The 16187-nt window shown below is 74.6% G+C and carries 14 protein-coding genes; 2 read left to right on the top strand and 12 right to left on the bottom strand.

Annotated features, from left to right (window positions below; translation table 11 throughout):
- Window positions 1-22 precede the first annotated feature (22 nt).
- The gene (locus ASG41_RS19580; protein ID WP_200939140.1) at window positions 23-589 is read left to right on the top strand and encodes a TetR/AcrR family transcriptional regulator; all 567 of its coding nucleotides are present in this window, start codon (window positions 23-25) and stop codon (window positions 587-589) included.
- 3 nt (window positions 590-592) lie between these two features.
- Here the strand turns inward: ASG41_RS19580 and ASG41_RS19575 are convergent, their stop codons facing one another.
- Complete coding sequence (locus tag ASG41_RS19575) at window positions 593-2104, bottom strand: potassium/proton antiporter (RefSeq protein WP_056299299.1); 1512 nt, start codon at window positions 2102-2104, stop codon at window positions 593-595.
- A 76-nt stretch (window positions 2105-2180) separates the two neighbouring features.
- On the opposite strand from ASG41_RS19575, the gene ileS reads away from it, so the two are divergent.
- Window positions 2181-5360, top strand: coding sequence for an isoleucine--tRNA ligase (gene ileS, locus ASG41_RS19570; protein ID WP_056299297.1), 3180 nt, complete (start codon window positions 2181-2183; stop codon window positions 5358-5360).
- Window positions 5361-5709: 349 nt separating this feature from the next.
- Here ileS and ASG41_RS19565 read toward each other — a convergent pair whose 3' ends face one another.
- The 11 genes from ASG41_RS19565 to murG form a co-directional block, all read right to left on the bottom strand.
- On the bottom strand, window positions 5710-6894 hold the full coding sequence (locus ASG41_RS19565) for a hypothetical protein (protein WP_056299294.1): 1185 nt from the start codon (window positions 6892-6894) through the stop codon (window positions 5710-5712).
- 196 nt (window positions 6895-7090) lie between these two features.
- Window positions 7091-7816, bottom strand: coding sequence for a DivIVA domain-containing protein (locus ASG41_RS19560; protein WP_056299291.1), 726 nt, complete (start codon window positions 7814-7816; stop codon window positions 7091-7093).
- Between the two features lie 97 nt (window positions 7817-7913).
- Window positions 7914-8213: a YggT family protein gene (locus ASG41_RS19555; RefSeq protein ID WP_056299288.1), complete on the bottom strand. Its 300-nt coding sequence runs from the start codon at window positions 8211-8213 to the stop codon at window positions 7914-7916.
- A 57-nt stretch (window positions 8214-8270) separates the two neighbouring features.
- Window positions 8271-8990, bottom strand: a complete 720-nt coding sequence (locus tag ASG41_RS25320) for a cell division protein SepF (RefSeq protein WP_056299286.1) — start codon at window positions 8988-8990, stop codon at window positions 8271-8273.
- Between the two features lie 88 nt (window positions 8991-9078).
- Window positions 9079-9807 carry a YggS family pyridoxal phosphate-dependent enzyme gene (locus tag ASG41_RS19545; protein ID WP_235564932.1) on the bottom strand — a complete coding sequence of 243 codons (729 nt, stop codon included), beginning with the start codon at window positions 9805-9807 and terminating at the stop codon, window positions 9079-9081.
- Window positions 9789-10538 carry a peptidoglycan editing factor PgeF gene (pgeF, locus tag ASG41_RS19540; protein WP_235564931.1) on the bottom strand — a complete coding sequence of 250 codons (750 nt, stop codon included), beginning with the start codon at window positions 10536-10538 and terminating at the stop codon, window positions 9789-9791. The genes ASG41_RS19545 and pgeF overlap by 19 nt, the downstream gene beginning before the upstream one ends.
- Before the next feature lie 4 nt (window positions 10539-10542).
- On the bottom strand, window positions 10543-11808 hold the full coding sequence (gene ftsZ / locus ASG41_RS19535; protein ID WP_056299280.1) for a cell division protein FtsZ: 1266 nt from the start codon (window positions 11806-11808) through the stop codon (window positions 10543-10545).
- A 307-nt stretch (window positions 11809-12115) separates the two neighbouring features.
- Complete coding sequence (locus tag ASG41_RS19530) at window positions 12116-12703, bottom strand: peroxidase-related enzyme (RefSeq protein ID WP_056299276.1); 588 nt, start codon at window positions 12701-12703, stop codon at window positions 12116-12118.
- Between the two features lie 88 nt (window positions 12704-12791).
- Window positions 12792-13586 (bottom strand): cell division protein FtsQ/DivIB, encoded by a 795-nt coding sequence (locus ASG41_RS19525; RefSeq protein WP_056299273.1) that lies wholly within the window; start codon window positions 13584-13586, stop codon window positions 12792-12794.
- Window positions 13583-15028, bottom strand: coding sequence for a UDP-N-acetylmuramate--L-alanine ligase (gene murC, locus ASG41_RS19520; RefSeq protein ID WP_056299270.1), 1446 nt, complete (start codon window positions 15026-15028; stop codon window positions 13583-13585). Before murC ends, ASG41_RS19525 begins: the two co-directional genes overlap by 4 nt.
- Window positions 15025-16167 (bottom strand): undecaprenyldiphospho-muramoylpentapeptide beta-N-acetylglucosaminyltransferase, encoded by a 1143-nt coding sequence (gene murG / locus ASG41_RS19515; RefSeq protein WP_082557142.1) that lies wholly within the window; start codon window positions 16165-16167, stop codon window positions 15025-15027. The genes murC and murG overlap by 4 nt, the downstream gene beginning before the upstream one ends.
- Window positions 16168-16187: the final 20 nt, after the last annotated feature.

Genomic DNA, 16187 nt, shown 5'->3' with positions numbered 1-16187 from the left:
AAACGATGGTTACATGGTCGTCGTGCCGACGCGACCCGATGCCCGCCAGCGCCTGCTCGACGCCGGCGAAGAGCTCTTCGCCGCCCTGGGACCCGGCTGCCCGGTGGACGCGGTGCTGGCCCGGGCCGACGTCGCCCCGGCCACGCTCTACGCCCACTTCGGCAGCAAGGCCGGGTTGCACGCCGCCGTGCTCGACGCCCGGCTGGCCCGGTGGGACGCCGCCTGGTCCGCCGCCGTGGCGGCCGCCGACGACGACCGCGGCCGGCTGCTGGCCGTCTTCGACTGCCTGGCCGACTTCCGGCGCGACGGGTCCCCGGCCCGGTGGTGCGCGTTCCTGGACGCCGCCGCCGGCGCACCGCCCGAGGACCCCACCGCCACCGCCGCACTGGCCGCCGACACCGCCCTGCTGCGGGGGCGGCTGACCGAGCTGGCCGGCCCGGTCGCCGGGGGCCGGGCCGGCGAGTTGGCCGACGCCCTGCTGCTGGTGGTCACCGGCACCCTGGCGATGCACCTGCGGGAGGCACCGGCCGACGCGGTGGCCCGGGGTCGGCGCACCGCCGAGGCCGTGCTGGCCGGCGTCACCGGCTGAGGGTCAGTCGACCTCGCTGGCCGCGCCGGCCTCGCCACGCCAGGTCGCCAGCCGGCCGGCGCGGCTGACCGCCCGCAGCCGGCGCTCGGCCTCCGGGCGGGACTCCCGCCCGGACACCAGCAGCGCCTGGTCCCCACGCATCAGCCGGGTGTCCCGGTTGGGCACGAAGGGCTTCCCGTCGCGCACCACCAGCACGACGGCGGCGTCCTCGGGCAACCGGAGCTCAGGCAGGTAGACCCCGTGCAGCCGGGACCCCGGCGGCACGGTCAGCTGCATCAGCTCGGCGCCCAGGGCGTCCAGCGGGGCGGACTCGACGTCGATGTCCCGCGGCGTGACCGGGGTGGCGATCCGCAGCCAGCGGGCGACCGCCGGCAACGACCCGCCCTGCACGATCGTGAACACCACGACCAGCACGAAGACGATGTCGAACACCCGGGTCGCCTCGGGGACCGCGGCGGCGATCGGGAAGGTCGCCAGCACGATGGGCACCGCCCCGCGCAGCCCCGCCCAGGAGATGAACGCCTGCTGCGCCCAGGGCACGTGGAACCAGGCCAGGCTGGCCACCACCGACAACGGCCGGGCCACCAGCAGCAGCGCGCCACCGATCAGCAGCGCCGGCAGCACCGCCTCGGGCAGCCGGGAGGGGCTGACCAGCAGACCCAGCAGCACGAAGAGGCCGATCTGGGCCAGGCTGGCCATGCCCTCGGCGAACCCGATGGTGCCGGCCCGGTGCGGCAGCGCGGCGTTGCCCAGCACCAGCCCGCACAGGTAGACCGCGACGAAGCCCGAGGTGTGCGCCAGCGACGCCGAGGAGAACGCCAGCACGCACAGCGCCAGCGTGGCCAGCGGGTAGAAGCCGACCAGCGGCAGCGCGGCCCGGCGCAGCAGCCAGGCACCACCGAAGCCGATCGCCACCCCGATGACCGAGCCGCCGGCCAGCTCGCCGACCACCTCGACCGCGGTGATCCACCACGACACGGTCTCCCCGCCGACCAGCCGCTCGGAGAGCACCAGCACCAGCAGGATCACCGGGGCGTCGTTGAGCCCGGACTCCATCTCCAGCGAGGCCGCCATCCGACGCGGCAGCGGCAACCGGCGCAGCGTCGCGAACACCGCCGCGGCGTCGGTGGAGCTGACGACCGCGCCCAGCAGCAGCGCCAGCTCCCAGGAGAAGCCGAGCACCCAGACGGCGGCGGCCGCCGTCACCACGATGGAGACCAGCACCCCGACCGTGGCCAGCGTCAGGCCCGGCCCCACGGCCCGCCGGACGTCGGACCACCGGGTGGTCAGACCGCCCTCGGCCAGGATCACCACCAGCGCCGCGACACCGAGGGTCTGGGTCAGGCCGACGTCCTCGAACTGGACGCCGAACCCGCTCTCCCCCAGCACCACCCCGAGCAGCAGGTAGATCAGAAGCGAGGGCAGCCCGAGCTTGTCCGACAGGCGCAGCGCCATGGCGGCGACCAGCACGACGAGGGCGCCGACGGCGAGCGCGAGGGTCACCGTCGTGTCCATCGGCTCACCCCCATGGGCGCAGTGTCCCGCACCGGTGTGTCGATCGGGGTCAAGCGGCTTGGCGGCGGCTGGGATGATGGGACGTGTGAGCCCGTCCTCCCCGTTCGCAGCCCTCCCCCCGCAGGTCGACCTGCCCGTCCTCGAGCACGAGGTGCTGGCCCAGTGGGAGTCCGGTGGCATCTTCGCCCGCTCGCTGGAGCAGTCCGCCGGGCGTCCGCAGTGGAACTTCTACGAGGGCCCCCCGACGGCGAACGGCCGCCCGGGCACGCACCACATCGAGGCGCGCGCGTTCAAGGACGTGTTCCCCCGGTTCAAGACCATGCAGGGCATGCACGTGCCCCGCCGCGCCGGCTGGGACTGCCACGGCCTGCCCGTGGAGATCGCCGTCGAGCAGGAGCTGGGCTTCGCCGGCAAGCCCGACATCGAGGCCTACGGGATCGCCGAGTTCAACGCCCGCTGCCGGGCCTCGGTCGAGCGGCACGTGGACGCCTTCGCCGAGCTGACCGACCGGATGGGCTACTGGGTCGACATGTCGACCGCCTACCGGACGATGGACCCCAGCTACATCGAGAGCGTCTGGTGGTCGCTGAAGACGGTCTTCGACAAGGGCCTGCTCACCGAGGACCACCGGGTCGCCCCCTACTGCCCGCGCTGCGGTACCGGCCTGTCCGACCACGAGGTCGCCCAGGGCTACGAGACGGTCACCGACCCCTCGGTCTACGTCTCGCTGCCGGTCACCAGCGGTGAGTGGGCCGGCCGGGCCGACCTGCTGGTCTGGACGACGACGCCGTGGACCCTGCCGTCCAACACCGCCGTGGCGGTGAACCCCGACGTCACCTACCTCGTCGTGAAGGCCGAGCACGCCGACCCCGACGGCACGGTGCGCGAGCGCACGGTCGTCGTCGCCGAGCCGCTGGTGTCCGCCGTCCTGGGGGCCGACGTGCCCTACGAGGTGCTGGCCACCACCACCGGCCGGGACTGGGAGAACGTGCACTACCAGCGGCCACTGGACCTGGTCGAGTTCCCCGAGGGCGACGCGCACTTCGTGCTGCTCGCCGACTACGTCACCTTCGACGACGGCACCGGCCTGGTGCACCAGGCCCCCGCCTTCGGTGCCGAGGACCTCGCGACCTGCCGGTCCTACGGCCTGCCGGTGGTCAACCCGATCGACACGACCGGGCACTTCCTGGCCGACGTCCCGCTGGTGGGCGGGCACTTCTTCAAGGCCGCCGACCCCACCCTGGTCCAGGCCCTGGCCGACCGGGGCGTGCTGTGGCGGGAGTACCGCTACGAGCACACCTACCCGCACTGCTGGCGCTGCCACACCCCGCTGATCCAGTACGCCCAGCCCTCCTGGTACATCCGCACCAGCGAGATCAAGGACCAGCTGCTCGCCGAGAACGCCGGCACCACCTGGCACCCGGAGAACGTGCAGTGGGGCCGCTACGGCGACTGGCTGCGCAACAACGTGGACTGGGCACTGTCCCGCGACCGGTACTGGGGCACCCCGCTGCCGATCTGGCGCAACGAGGCCGACCCGACCCACCTGGTCGCCGTCGGCTCGCTGGCCGAGCTGTCCGAGCTGACCGGCCGGGACCTCACCGACCTGGACCCGCACCGGCCCTTCATCGACGAGGTCACCTTCACCCTGCCCGGGGTCGAGGGCACCTTCCGGCGGGTCCGCCAGGTCATCGACGCCTGGTACGACTCCGGGTCCATGCCCTTCGCCCAGTGGGGCGCCCCGCACCGCAACCAGGCCGAGTTCGAGGCCGCCTACCCCGCACAGTTCATCTGCGAGGCCATCGACCAGACCCGCGGCTGGTTCTACACGCTGATGGCCGTGGGCACCCTGGTCTTCGGGAAGTCCTCCTACGAGGACGTGCTGTGCCTGGGCCACATCCTGGCCGAGGACGGCCGGAAGATGAGCAAGCACCTGGGCAACACCATCGAGCCCATCCCGCTGATGGACCGGCACGGCGCCGACGCCGTCCGCTGGTTCATGCTGGCCGGCGGCTCGCCGTGGCAGGCCCGCCGGGTCGGGCACGAGACGCTGTCCGAGGTGGTCCGCAAGGTCCTGCTGACCTACTGGAACACCGCGAGCTTCTTCTCCCTCTACGCCTCCACCAACGGCTGGGACCCGGCGTCCTCCCCCGCCCCCGCAGCGGCCGACCGCCCGCTGCTGGACCGCTGGGCGCTGGCCGAGCTGGCCCAGGTCACCGCCGGGGTCACCGACGCCCTGGAGGGCTTCGACACCCACACCGCGGGCAAGCTGCTCGCCGGGTTCGTCGACGACCTGTCCAACTGGTACGTCCGTCGCTCCCGCCGCCGCTTCTGGGAGGGCGACCCGGCCGCGCTGGGCACCCTGCACGAGGTGCTCGACGGGCTGACCCGGCTCATGGCGCCCTTCGTGCCGTTCGTGACCGAGCGGGTGTGGGGCCAGGTCGTGGCCCCCGGCCTGGTCGGTGCCCCGGACTCGGTGCACCTGTCGACCTGGCCCGCCGTCGACGACGCCGCCCGGGACGACGAGCTGGTCGCCCAGGTCGCCCTGGTCCGCCGTCTGGTGGAGCTGGGCCGCTCCGCCCGGACGTCGTCCAAGGTGCGCACCCGGCAGCCGCTGGCCCGCGCCCTCGTCGCGGCCCCCGGCTGGTCCTCCCTCCCCCGCGACCTGGTCGCCGAGGTGGCCGACGAGCTCAACGTCGCCGAGCTGACCGCGCTGTCGGCCGTCGAGGGCGACCTCGTGGACGTCAGCGTCAAGGTCGACTTCCGCGCCGTCGGACGCCGGATGGGCAAGCAGGTCCAGGCCGTGGCCAAGGCCGTCGCCGCCGTCGACGCCGCCACCCTGGTCACCGCCTACCGCGCCGGGACGGCGACCGTCTCCGTGGACGGTGCCGACGTGGCCCTGGAGGACGGCGACCTCGTCGTCACCGAGACCCCGCGCGAGGGCTGGACCGTGGCGTCCGGAGGCGGGCTCACCGTCGCACTGGACCTCACCCTGACCCCGGAGCTGGAGCGGGCCGGCCTGGTGCGCGAGGCCGTGCGGCTGGTGCAGGACGCCCGCAAGGCCGCGGGCTTCGACGTCAGCGACCGGATCGCGCTGTGGTGGACCGCCGACGGCCAGCTGGCCGAGGCGCTCACCGAAGCCGGCGACCAGCTGGCCGGCGAGGTCCTGGCGACGTCGGTGCACCCCGGCACCGCGGGCGACGGCCAGGGCATCGAGGGCCCCGCCGGCTCCCGCTTCTGGGTCGCCCGCGCCTGACCCCGGCCGGCCGGCCCGGCATTCGCCCCAGCTGGGTGGCTCAGCCACCCAGCAGGCTCGACTCCGCGCCTCCGCTGGCTGGCTCAGCCGCGCAGCTGGGGGGTGGGCCACCGTCGACGGTGGCTTGTCCCCCAGCACGGTGGCTCAGCCACCCAGCTGGGTCGGATCCGCAGCCTCCGCTGGGTGGCTGAGCCGCCTCCGCTGGGTGGCTCAGCCGCGCAGCTGGGGGGAGGGCCACCATCGACGGTGGCTCTTGCCCCAGCACGGTGGCTCAGCCACCCAGCGGAGGGCGTGTGGCGGGGCGTGTGGCGGGGTGGGCGGCACTGCGCGAGAAAGCTGCGGCGCGGGGTCAGCCTCGGGCGGTGGCGCGGCGGGTGCGCTCGCGCTCGGCGAGGTGCCGGTCGGGCTCGCAGACGCCGCAGGCGGTGAAGCCGTCCTCGCGGGCCTCGTCCAGCGGGAGCGGGATCTCCTCCTGGCCGGCGTTCTGGGAGCAGCCGGCCAGGTGGTAGCGGGGGCGCTCGTCGACCACGACCACCTCGTCGGTCAGGTCCAGCACGATGAGCAGGTCGGTGACCTCGACCTCCTCCTCCGGCGGCTCCCCGTCGTCGGACGGTCCAGGCCCGCCGGCACCCACCGGACGGGCCGAGTGCGACCCCACCGGGACGGCGGCCACGGTGGAGCCACCGGGGGACGTCGCGCTCCCGACTGCGGATCCCGTGACGACCGCCGGCGCAGCGGCCACCGGCTGGTCCACGGTCGCCGGGGACACGGCCGTCGACCCCGGGGAGCCGCCGTCTGCTGATGGGGCGGCGGCACCGGTCTCCGGTACGTCCGCGGCAGCGGGCGGGGCCGCCGGTTCGAGCGCCGCGTCAGGCCGTGCGTCCGTCGCAGCCGGCGGGGCCGCCGGTGCGGACACCTCGCCAGCCGGTGCAGACATCTCGTCAGCCGGGGCGGGCACCAGGTCAGCCGGTGCGGACACCTCGCCAGCCGGGGCGGGCACCAGGTCAGCCGGTGCAGACATCTCGTCAGCCGGGGCGGGCACCAGGTCAGCCGGTGCCGGCACCTCGTCAGCCGGCGCCGGCGGGGTCATCGCGGGGCGCTGGGTCTCCCCCGCCTCCGGGGTCATGGACGTCGCACCCGCAGGCTCCCCCGCCGTGGAGGGGTTCAGATCCGCAGTGGCCACGGGGACGGCGGCCGGGACCGCGACCGGCGGAACCGGTGTGGCAGCCTCGCTCGTCTCTGGCGCCGACCCCACCCCGGCGCTCGCCGAGGCGCCCGCATCAGCCGCGGGCGCGGGAGGTCGTCCGGTCGCTGTGGCCGCCGCACCACCCACGGGCTCCTGTGCAGCCGAGGACGACGACCCGGCCCGCGCGGCAGCCGCCCGGCTCCGCTGCAGGGTCTGCACGACCAGCACCACGGCGGCCAGTCCGCTGACCCCGACCGAGGCCCACAGCATGCCGGTGTCCCCGTTGCCCAGCCCACCGACGAGCAGCGCCACCGCGACCAGGACCAGCAACGCTGCCAGGACGATCATCCGCGCAGCCTAACCGCCGCCGCAGCGACCTCGCCCCGAGAACGGGCCTCCAGTTGATCATCGTCCCGTGGTCGTCCACCACGCCGGCACGACGGCGTGGCGGACAGCCGTGTGACGATGATCGAGGAGGCGCCGGGGGAACGACAGAGCCCCCGCGGACCGTGGGGTCCGCGGGGGCTCTGGTCGTGCTCGGGGGTCAGGCCCCGGCGTGCTGGTTCTGCCGGGCGTTCGCGGCCGGCTCGGCCGAACCGCGGCTGTCCAGGTCGCGCAGGTGGGACTCGAGGTAGGACCGCAGGCGGGTGCGGTACTCGCGCTCGAAGGTGCGCAACTCCTCGATCTTGCGCTCCAGGCTGCTGCGCTTCTCCTCCAGCGACCCCATGACCTCGACGTGCTTGCGCTCCGCCTCCTGGTCCAGGGCGGTGGCCTTGGCACGCGCCTCGCGCTCCATCGTGTCGGCCCGGGTGCGGGCGTCGCCCACCATCGAGTCGGCGCGCTGCTTGGCCTCGGCGAGCTGCTGCTCGCTCTTGGCGCGGGCCTCGGACAGCATCCGGTCGCTGTTGGTCTTCGCGCTGCCCACCAGCTGGTCGGCCTGCTGCTTGGCCTCGTTGACGTACCGGTCGGCCGTCTCGGTCGCCAGGGTCAGCATCCGGGAGGCGCGCACACCGTCGTCCTCGCGAGAGGGCGCGGCGGCCGGCGGCGGGGGCGGCGGGGTCTGCACCGGCTCGGGGCGCTCGACCGGACGCTCCTCGGTCTTGGCACCCCCGCCGTTGCTACGGAGCTCGTTGTTCTCCTCGATCAGCCGGGCGAGCTCGGCCTCGACCACGTCGAGGAAGGCGTCGACCTCGTCCTCGTCGTAGCCACGCTTGCCGATCGGCGGCTTCTTGAAGACGACGTTGTGCACGTCGGCGGGCGTGAGTGGCATCAGGTCACCTCGGGTCGGACGGATGGAACGAGGGCGCAGTCAGACGGGCGGCGGTCCAGCCGCGTCCGACGGGAGCGCCCTCTGGACAGAGAGCTGATCACGCGGCGGTCACGGCCAGCGAGCTCACGATGTTCCGCAGGATCACCACGGCGATCAGGAGCACCATAAACCCGAGGTCCAGCCGGATGCCGCCCAGGTTCAGCGGCGGGATGACCTTGCGGACCGCCTTCAGGGGCGGGTCCGTGGTCGCGTAGACGACCTCCAAGCCGGCTGCGACGACCCCGGAGGGACGCCACCTGCGGGCCAGGACCATCACCCAGTCGACCACGAAGCGGGCGAACAGCAGGATCAGGAAGACGAGCAGGACCGACGACACGATCTGCAGGAGAAGGGACACGGTCCTCGCTCATCAGGGGTCGGGGCTCGCGCTGGTCTGCACGGGCCCCACCGGTGGTCAGGACTGGTTGAAGAACCCGACCTCGCGGATGCGGGCCTTGTCCTCAGCCGTCACGTCGGTCCCCCGCGGGGAGAGCAGGAAGACCTTGGCCGTGACTCGTTCGATACTACCGTGCAGCCCGAAGGACAGACCGGCGGCGAAGTCGACCAGGCGCTTGGCGTCCTGGTCGTCCATCTCGGTGAGGTTCATGATCACCGGCTGGCCGTCCCGGAAGCGCTCGCCGATGGTCCGCGCCTCGTTGTAGGTACGCGGGTGCAGCGTGGTGATCCGGTAGGGCTTCGCCGCCGGCGGGGCCTGCGCGGGGGCCTGCTGGGCAGCCACCACGGGCTCCCGGACGGCGACGCTGACCGCGGTGGCCGCGACCGGGCCGGAGGCCACCGCGCTGCCGATCCGGGGGGCCGAGGGGGAACCCAGGCCGGTCGCGGGGGCCAGGTCCAGCCGGCGCGCGCTGGTGCGACGCGGGAGCACCGGAGCGGGCTCGGACACCGCCAGCTCCTCCACCGGGACCTCCTCGGAGAACTCGGTCGAGGGGTACTCGGGCTCGGCGTACGCGTCGTCGTACCCGTAGCGGTCACGTCGGTCGCCGCTGCGGCGCTCGTCGCGGGCGTCGTCGTCGTACCCGGACTGGCGCGCGTCGTAGCGGCCGTACGCGGTGCGGGCGTCGTCGTCCTCGACGAGCCCGAGGTAGATGCCCATCTTGCGCATGGCTCCGGCCATCGGAAGGCCCCCTCTCCTGTGGTCGTGACCCGTGGTGTCTGGCCTGTGACTCAACGTGTGACTGATGGTGCTCGTGTGACTGGTGGTCTCACGGTCCTGCACCGGAGGCTAGGGGCCGGCTGCCGAAGAGCGCGGTTCCGACACGCACGACCGTGGCACCCGCGGCGACCGCGTCCTCCAGGTCCGCGCTCATGCCGGCGGAGAGCTCCCGGGCGCCCGGGTGGTCACTGCGGACCCGCGCGGCCACGTCTGCCAGCCGCTCGAACGCCGGCCGCGGGGCGCCCTCACGGGGAGCGACGGCCATCAGGCCGCACAGTCGCAGCGCGGGGTGCTCGGCGACCGTGTCGGCCAGCTCCGGCACGTGTTCGGGCAGCGCTCCCCCACGTGCGGCCTCCCGGCCCTGCGGACCGCCGAGGTCGACCTGGACGAAGACGTCGGTGACCACACCGGCGCGCTCGGACACCCCGGCCAGCCGCTCGACGAGCGAGGCCCGGTCCACCGACTCGACGACGGCACCCACCCCGACCACCGCGGTGGCCTTGTTGCGCTGCAGCTGGCCGACCAGGTGCCAGCGCAGCTCCAGTGCCGCGAGCTCCTCGGCCTTGCCGACCAGCTCCTGCACCTTGTTCTCCGCGAAGTCGCGCTGCCCGAGGGCGGCGAGCGCGGCGACGTCGGCGGCCGGCCAGGTCTTGCTGACCGCCAGCAGGGCGACGCTCCCGGGCTCGCGCCCGGCAGCGGCCACGGCGTCCTCGACGCGCCGGCGCACGGCTTCCAGCGCCTGGGCCAGCCGGTCGGGGGTCAGTTCGGGTCCAGCCACGCCACACCCGCCTGCCGGCCGGTGACGCCGTCCCGGCGGTGACTGAAGAGCACCCGGTCCTCCACGGTGCAGCGCGGGTCCTGCACGACCTGGCCGACCCCGGCACCGCGGAGCACCTGGGTCACCCCGGCGCGGAGGTCCAGCGCGGGCGTGCCCGTCCGGCTGCGGACGGCGGCGTCGGGGGCGACCCGGGCGACCTCGACCTGCATCGCGCGCGGCACCTCGTAGTCCAGGCCGCAGACGGCCGGCCCCAGCAGCGCCTGCACGTCGCCGGCCCGGGCGCCGAGGCCGACCATGGCGTCCAGCGCGGCGGTCACCACCCCCTGGCGCAGTCCCTCGCGACCGGCGTGCACCGCGGCGACGACACCGGCCACCGGGTCGGCCAGCAGCACCGGCACGCAGTCGGCCACCAGCACGCACAGCACCAGACCGGGGGTGGCGGTGACCAGGGCGTCGGCCTCGGGTGGCGGACCGGTCTGCGGTCCGGTGACCACGTGCACCTCGGTGCCGTGCACCTGGCGCATCCAGACCAGCGAGGACACCTCGACCCGCAGCTCGCGGGCCAGCCGCTCCCGGTTGGCGGCCACATCGGCCGGGTCGTCGCCGACGTGGTCACCGAGGTTGAAGTGGTGGTACGGGGACGACGAACGGCCGCCCCGCCGGTCGGTCACCACCCGTCGGGGACGGGCGGTGGACCGGGTCGGTGGGACGGCCGGTTCGATGGGGCTCAACGCCTCACTGGCTCCGCAGGAACTCGGGGATGTCGAGTTCCTCCTCGAAGTCCTCCGAGGCCAGCGGACGACGCTGGCCGGAGACCGGACCCGGGATCGGCGGCAGCGGCGGCACCGTGATGCCACCACCCTGGGCCGACTGGCCGTGTCGCGGCGTCGAGGACTGCGCGGCCTGCGAGCCGGTGCGCGGCTGGGAGACCAGCCGCTCGCCGGTCTGCTGGGGCGCGGGCTGCGACGGGCGCTGCGGGGTGACCGGCAGGTTCTGCGTGGCCGGCGCCTGCTGGTGGGTCGGCTGGGCGTCCTTGCGGGCAGTACCGCTGGGCTTGCCGCCGTCGAAGCCGGCGGCGATGACGGTCACCCGGACCTCGTCACCCAGGGCGTCGTCGATGACGGCGCCGAAGATGATGTTGGCGTCGGCGTGCGCGGCGTCGGAGACCAGCGAGGCGGCCTCGTTGATCTCGAACAGGCCGAGGTCCGACCCGCCGGAGATCGACAGCAGGACGCCGTGGGCGCCCTCCATCGAGGCCTCCAGCAGCGGTGAGGCGATCGCCTGCTCGGCGGCCAGCAGCGCGCGGTTGTCCCCGCGGGCGCTGCCGATGCCCATCAGCGCCGAGCCCGCACCGGACATGACCGACTTGACGTCGGCGAAGTCCAGGTTGATCAGGCCGGGCGTGGTGATCAGGTCGGTGATGCCCTGGACACCGGACAGCAGCACCTGGTCGGCGGTGCGGAAGGCGTCCATGACGGACACGTTCCGGTCGCCGAGCTGCAGCAGCCGGTCGTTGGGGATCACGATGAGCGTGTCGCACTCGTTGCGGAGCTCGTCGATCCCCGACTCGGCCTGGACGGCCCTCCGCTTCCCCTCGAAGGAGAACGGGCGGGTGACCACGCCGATGGTGAGCGCGCCGAGCTTGCGGGCGATCGAGGCCACGACGGGCGCGCCACCGGTACCGGTGCCACCACCCTCGCCGGCCGTCACGAAGACCATGTCGGCGCCCTTGAGCACCTCTTCGATCTCCTCGCGGTGGTCCTCGGCGGCCTGTCGCCCGACGTCGGGCTGCGCACCGGCGCCCAGGCCGCGGGTGAGCTCACGGCCGACGTCGAGCTTGACGTCGGCGTCGCTCATCAGCAGTGCCTGTGCGTCGGTGTTGATCGCGATGAACTCGACCCCCTTGAGGCCGACCTCAATCATGCGGTTGACCGCGTTCACCCCGCCGCCGCCGATGCCGACGACCTTGATGACCGCGAGGTAGTTGTGCGGAGGTGTCATGCTGCGCTCCCCAACTGGACCCTCATCCTCAGGTTAAGCATTATGGTTGTCTGTCCGCCGGTCGCTGGCCCGGCGGTTGGTCTGCAGTCTGCCCCCTGCCGGCACCTGCTCCCGGCGTGGCGTGTCGACGGACGTCGACCTCACCGGTCTCTGCAGACCCGTCGGTCACACCAGCCTCACGGCTGGTGACGACCCGCCCTCCCAGCGTCTCATCCCGGTGTCGAGCCCGCCCCGGCGGGCCGTCCCCAGAAAAAGACCTCCGCTCGGCGCCCGGGCGTGTCGTCGACCCGGGCCCGGATCGGTCTCCTCAGGCCCGCGGGACCCGTCCCATGAGGAAGAACTCGGGGTTGGGCGGGATGGCGGCCCAGTGCGCCAACCGGTTGGACAGCGCGAAGAAGGACACGATCATCCCGACGTCCCAGACGTCGTCCTCGCTGAGGCCGTGGCCCCGGAGCCGGTCCAGGTCCGCCGCGGTCACCTCCACCGGTGAGACCGCCAGTCGCACCGCGACGTCGAGGACGGCGTGCATCCGGGGGTCCACCGGGGCCTTGCGCCAGTCCACCGCCACCTGGTCGGCCAGGTACGGGTCCCGGGCGCGGACCCGGGCGATCGCCCCGTGGGCGACCACGCAGTACAGGCAGTCGTTGGCCGCGCTGGTGGCGACCACGACGACCTCCCGGTCGGCCTTGGACAGGCCCGGGGTGTCCTTGTCCATCAGCGCGTCGTGCATCGCGAAGAACGCGCGCGCCTCCTCGGGGCGGTGCGAGAGCGCGGCGAAGACGTTGGGCAGGAAGCCGGACTTCTCCTCCACGGTGTCCAAGCGCTCGCGCAGGTCCGCGGGCAGGTCGGCGCGGGCGGGCACCGGGAAGCGGCTGATCGGGTCGGCTGCGGTCATGCCCGCCACCCTGCACCCGCCGGGCGCCCCCGCGCAGGGCGACTCTGTGCACGGCGACCCACCACAGGACGACCCACCACAGGACGACTCAGCGCAGGACGACGGCCTCGGGTGAGCTGACGTCGATCTGGGCGGCGGGCTCCAGGGTGCCGGCGGCCAGCTGGTCCAGCAGCGCGGTGAGCACCTCCGCCTTGCGCTCGGCCCGCTCGGCGCTCCCCCACAGGACGCTGGTGCCGTCGGCGAGGGTCAGCGTCACGTCGTCGGGCGTCCCGGCGGCGACCGAGGCGAGCTGCCCGCGGACACTGCCCGGCAGGGACACCAGCGCCGCCAGCGCCGCCCTGGTGGCCGCGTCGTCCGGTCCGGGGTCGGTGACCTGCACCGGCACCACCCCGGCCGGTGGGTCGCCGGTGATGGTGTCGAAGAGGGTGCCGCCGGCGTCGACGAGCGAACGGGTGCCCGCCTGGTCGACCACGGCCACCGCCACCCGCTCGCGCAGCGTCACCACCACCCGGTCCGGCCAGCCGCGGCTCACCTCGGCGTCGGCCACCTGGGGCAGGCCGGCCACCCGGGCCGCGGCGGACCCGGTGTCGACCCGCACCAGCGGGGTGCCCAGGGCGACCCCGGCGACCTCGCGGACCTGGTCGGCGGACAGCGTGGTCGCACCGTCGACCTGCACGGTGCGGACGGCGAGCAGCGGGCTGGCCAGCACCACCCAGGCGGCGACGGCGACCAGCACCAGGACCGACCCGGCGACCAGCAGCCGCCGCTGCCTGCGGTCCAGCCGTCGCGCCGGTCGGATGCGGGTGACCCCGGACCGGGCCGGGGAGGCACCGCGCCGGGCGCCGCGGGTGCGGTCCCGGGTGGTGCTCCCCGTCCGGTTCACCGCTGCGTCCCGTCCCCACCGGGCGGTGCGGCGAGGGCGGCGAGGATCTCCGGGCCGACCATGACGACGTCGCCGGCGCCCATGGTGAGCACCAGGTCGCCGGGCCGGGCCAGGCCGGCCACCAGCGGCGCGGCCGCGGACCAGGAGGGCTCGAAGCGGACCTGCCCGGCCGGGAGCGGGACCCGGTCGGCGACGAGGGCCCCGGTCACGCCGGGCACCGGGTCCTCGCGGGCGCCGTAGACGTCCATCAGCACGACCTCGTCGGCCAGCCCGAGGGCCTCGCCGAAGCCGGTGGCGAACTCCGCGGTGCGGCTGTACAGGTGCGGCTGGAAGAGCACCACCAGCCGGCCGTCGCCGACGACGGCGCGGGCCGCCTTCAGCTGGGCGGACACCTCGGTGGGGTGGTGGGCGTAGTCGTCGTAGACCCGGACCCCGGCCGCGACGCCCTTGAGCTCGAAGCGGCGGTGGACGCCACCGAAGCGGGCCAGCCCGGCCATCAGGCCCTGCGCCGGGAAGCCCAGCTCGAGGCCGGCCAGCAGGGCGGCGGCGCTGTTGAGGGCCATGTGCTCCCCGGGCAGCCGGATGGACACCCGGCCGATCTCCACACCGTCCAGGTCCGCGGTCCAGCTCGTGCCCTCCGGGCCGACGACGAGGTCGCGCAGCCGCAGGTCGGCGTCGGGGCCGGTGCCGTAGGTGCGCACGCGCGCGCCGCCGGTGGGCACCGAGCGCAGCCGGGCCGCACCGGGGTCGTCGGCGCACACGACGAGGAAGCCCTCGGGGTGCACGGTGCCGACGAAGGTGTCGAAGGCCGCCTCGACCGCGGCGAGGTCGCCGTAGTTGTCCAGGTGGTCGGCCTCGACGTTGGTGACGATGCCGGCGAAGGGGGCCAGCAGCAGGAAGGACCGGTCGCTCTCGTCGGCCTCGGCGACGAAGACGTCCCCGGTGCCGGAGTGGGCGTTGGAGCCGGACTCGTTGAGGTCCCCGCCGATGGCGAAGGAGGGGTCCGCGCCGCAGGCCTGCACCGCGACGGTGAGCATCGAGGTGGTGGAGGTCTTGCCGTGGGTGCCGGCGACGGCGACGCTGCGCCGGTCGGCCATCACCGCGGCCAGCGCGACCGCGCGCGGCAGCACCCGCAGACCCCGCTCCCGGGCGGTGGCGAGCTCGGGGTTGTCCGGGCGGATCGCGGTGGAGACGACGACGGTGGCGGCGTCGCCGAGGTGGTCGGCGGCGTGCCCGACCTCGATGCGGGCACCCAGGGCGCCCAGCGCGAGCAGCGTCGGGGTGTCCCGGCGGTCGCTCCCGGAGACCGTGAGCCCGCGGGCCAGTAGGATCCGGGCGATGCCGGACATGCCGGCCCCGCCGATGCCGATGAAGTGGACGGCACCGAGGGAGTCCAGCGGCGGGATCGGGTCGCGCCAGGCGGCGACGTCAGCGGCGCTCACGGACGAGCCACCTCCAGGGTGATGTCGGCCAGCTTCTCGTCGGCGTCGGGCACGCCGGCGGCGGCCGCGTGCCGGGACAGCTCGGCTAGCCGGGCGGGGTCGGTGAGCAGGGGCAGCAGGGTGCCGGTGATCCACGCGGGCGTCAGGTCGGCGTCGTCGACGAGCAGGCCGCCGCCGGCCTCGACGACGGGGAGCGCGTTGCGCCGCTGCTCGCCGTTGCCGATGGGCAACGGGACGAACGCACCGGGCAGCCCGACGGCGGACAGCTCAGCGACGCTGACCGCCCCGGAGCGGCACAGCGCGAGGTCCGCGGCGGCGTAGGCCAGGTCCATCCGCTCCAGGTAGTCCACGACCACGTAGGGCGCCGACCCGGCCGGCCGCTCGGGGACGGCGACCTCGGTGTTCTTGGGGCCGCGGGCGTGCAGCACCTGCACCCCGGCGGCGGTGAGCGCGTCGGCAGCGGCGGTGGCCGCGGTGTTCAGCGACCGGGCACCCTGGGATCCGCCGAAGACCAGCAGCGTGGGCCGGTCGGCGTCCAGGCCGAAGTGCGCGCGGGCCTCCGCCCGCAGGCCGGCCCGGTCCAGGCCGGTGATGGCCGGGCGCAGCGGCATGCCGACGTGCTCGGCGCCCCGCAGCGGCGTCCCCGGCGTGGTGACGGCGACCCGGGCGGCGACGCGGGCGCCGACCCGGTTGGCCAGGCCCGGCAGCGGGTTCTGCTCGTGCACGACGAACGGCACGCCCTCGCGCCGGGCGGCCAGGTACACCGGCAGCGCGACGTACCCGCCGAAGCCGACGACGACGTCGGCCTCCAGCTCGCGCAGGAGAGCGCGGGTCTCGGACACCGCTCGGCGGACCCGGCCGGGGACCCGGAGCAGGTCCGGCGTGGGCTTGCGCGGCAGCGGCACCGGGGGGATCAGCCGCAGGGTGTGGCCGCGGGCGGGGACCAGTCGGGTCTCCATGCCGCGGGCGGTGCCCAGGCAGGTGACCCGCGGGGGGCCGCCGGGGGTGTCGGTGCGACGCACCAGGGCGTCGGCGAGGGCCAGCATCGGCTCGATGTGGCCTCCGGTGCCCCCGCCGGCCAGCACGACGCTGACCGGCCGGGCGCGTGGGGCGGCGGGCGGTGGTGGTGCAGGGGTCACGGGTCCAGTCTCACAGGGGT

This window comes from Modestobacter sp. Leaf380 (assembly GCF_001424485.1).
Taxonomy (GTDB): domain Bacteria; phylum Actinomycetota; class Actinomycetes; order Mycobacteriales; family Geodermatophilaceae; genus Klenkia.
This window is presented reverse-complemented; position numbering and strand designations above follow the sequence as displayed.

Coding starts and splice junctions, on each gene's coding strand:
- ASG41_RS19575 (WP_056299299.1), bottom strand. CDS start 2,104: ATGGACACGACGGTGACCCTCGCGCTCGCCGTCGGCGCCCTCGTCGTG.
- ileS (WP_056299297.1), top strand. CDS start 2,181: ATGGGACGTGTGAGCCCGTCCTCCCCGTTCGCAGCCCTCCCCCCGCAG.
- ASG41_RS19565 (WP_056299294.1), bottom strand. CDS start 6,894: ATGATCGTCCTGGCAGCGTTGCTGGTCCTGGTCGCGGTGGCGCTGCTC.
- ASG41_RS19560 (WP_056299291.1), bottom strand. CDS start 7,816: ATGCCACTCACGCCCGCCGACGTGCACAACGTCGTCTTCAAGAAGCCG.
- ASG41_RS25320 (WP_056299286.1), bottom strand. CDS start 8,990: ATGGCCGGAGCCATGCGCAAGATGGGCATCTACCTCGGGCTCGTCGAG.
- ftsZ (WP_056299280.1), bottom strand. CDS start 11,808: ATGACACCTCCGCACAACTACCTCGCGGTCATCAAGGTCGTCGGCATC.
- ASG41_RS19530 (WP_056299276.1), bottom strand. CDS start 12,703: ATGACCGCAGCCGACCCGATCAGCCGCTTCCCGGTGCCCGCCCGCGCC.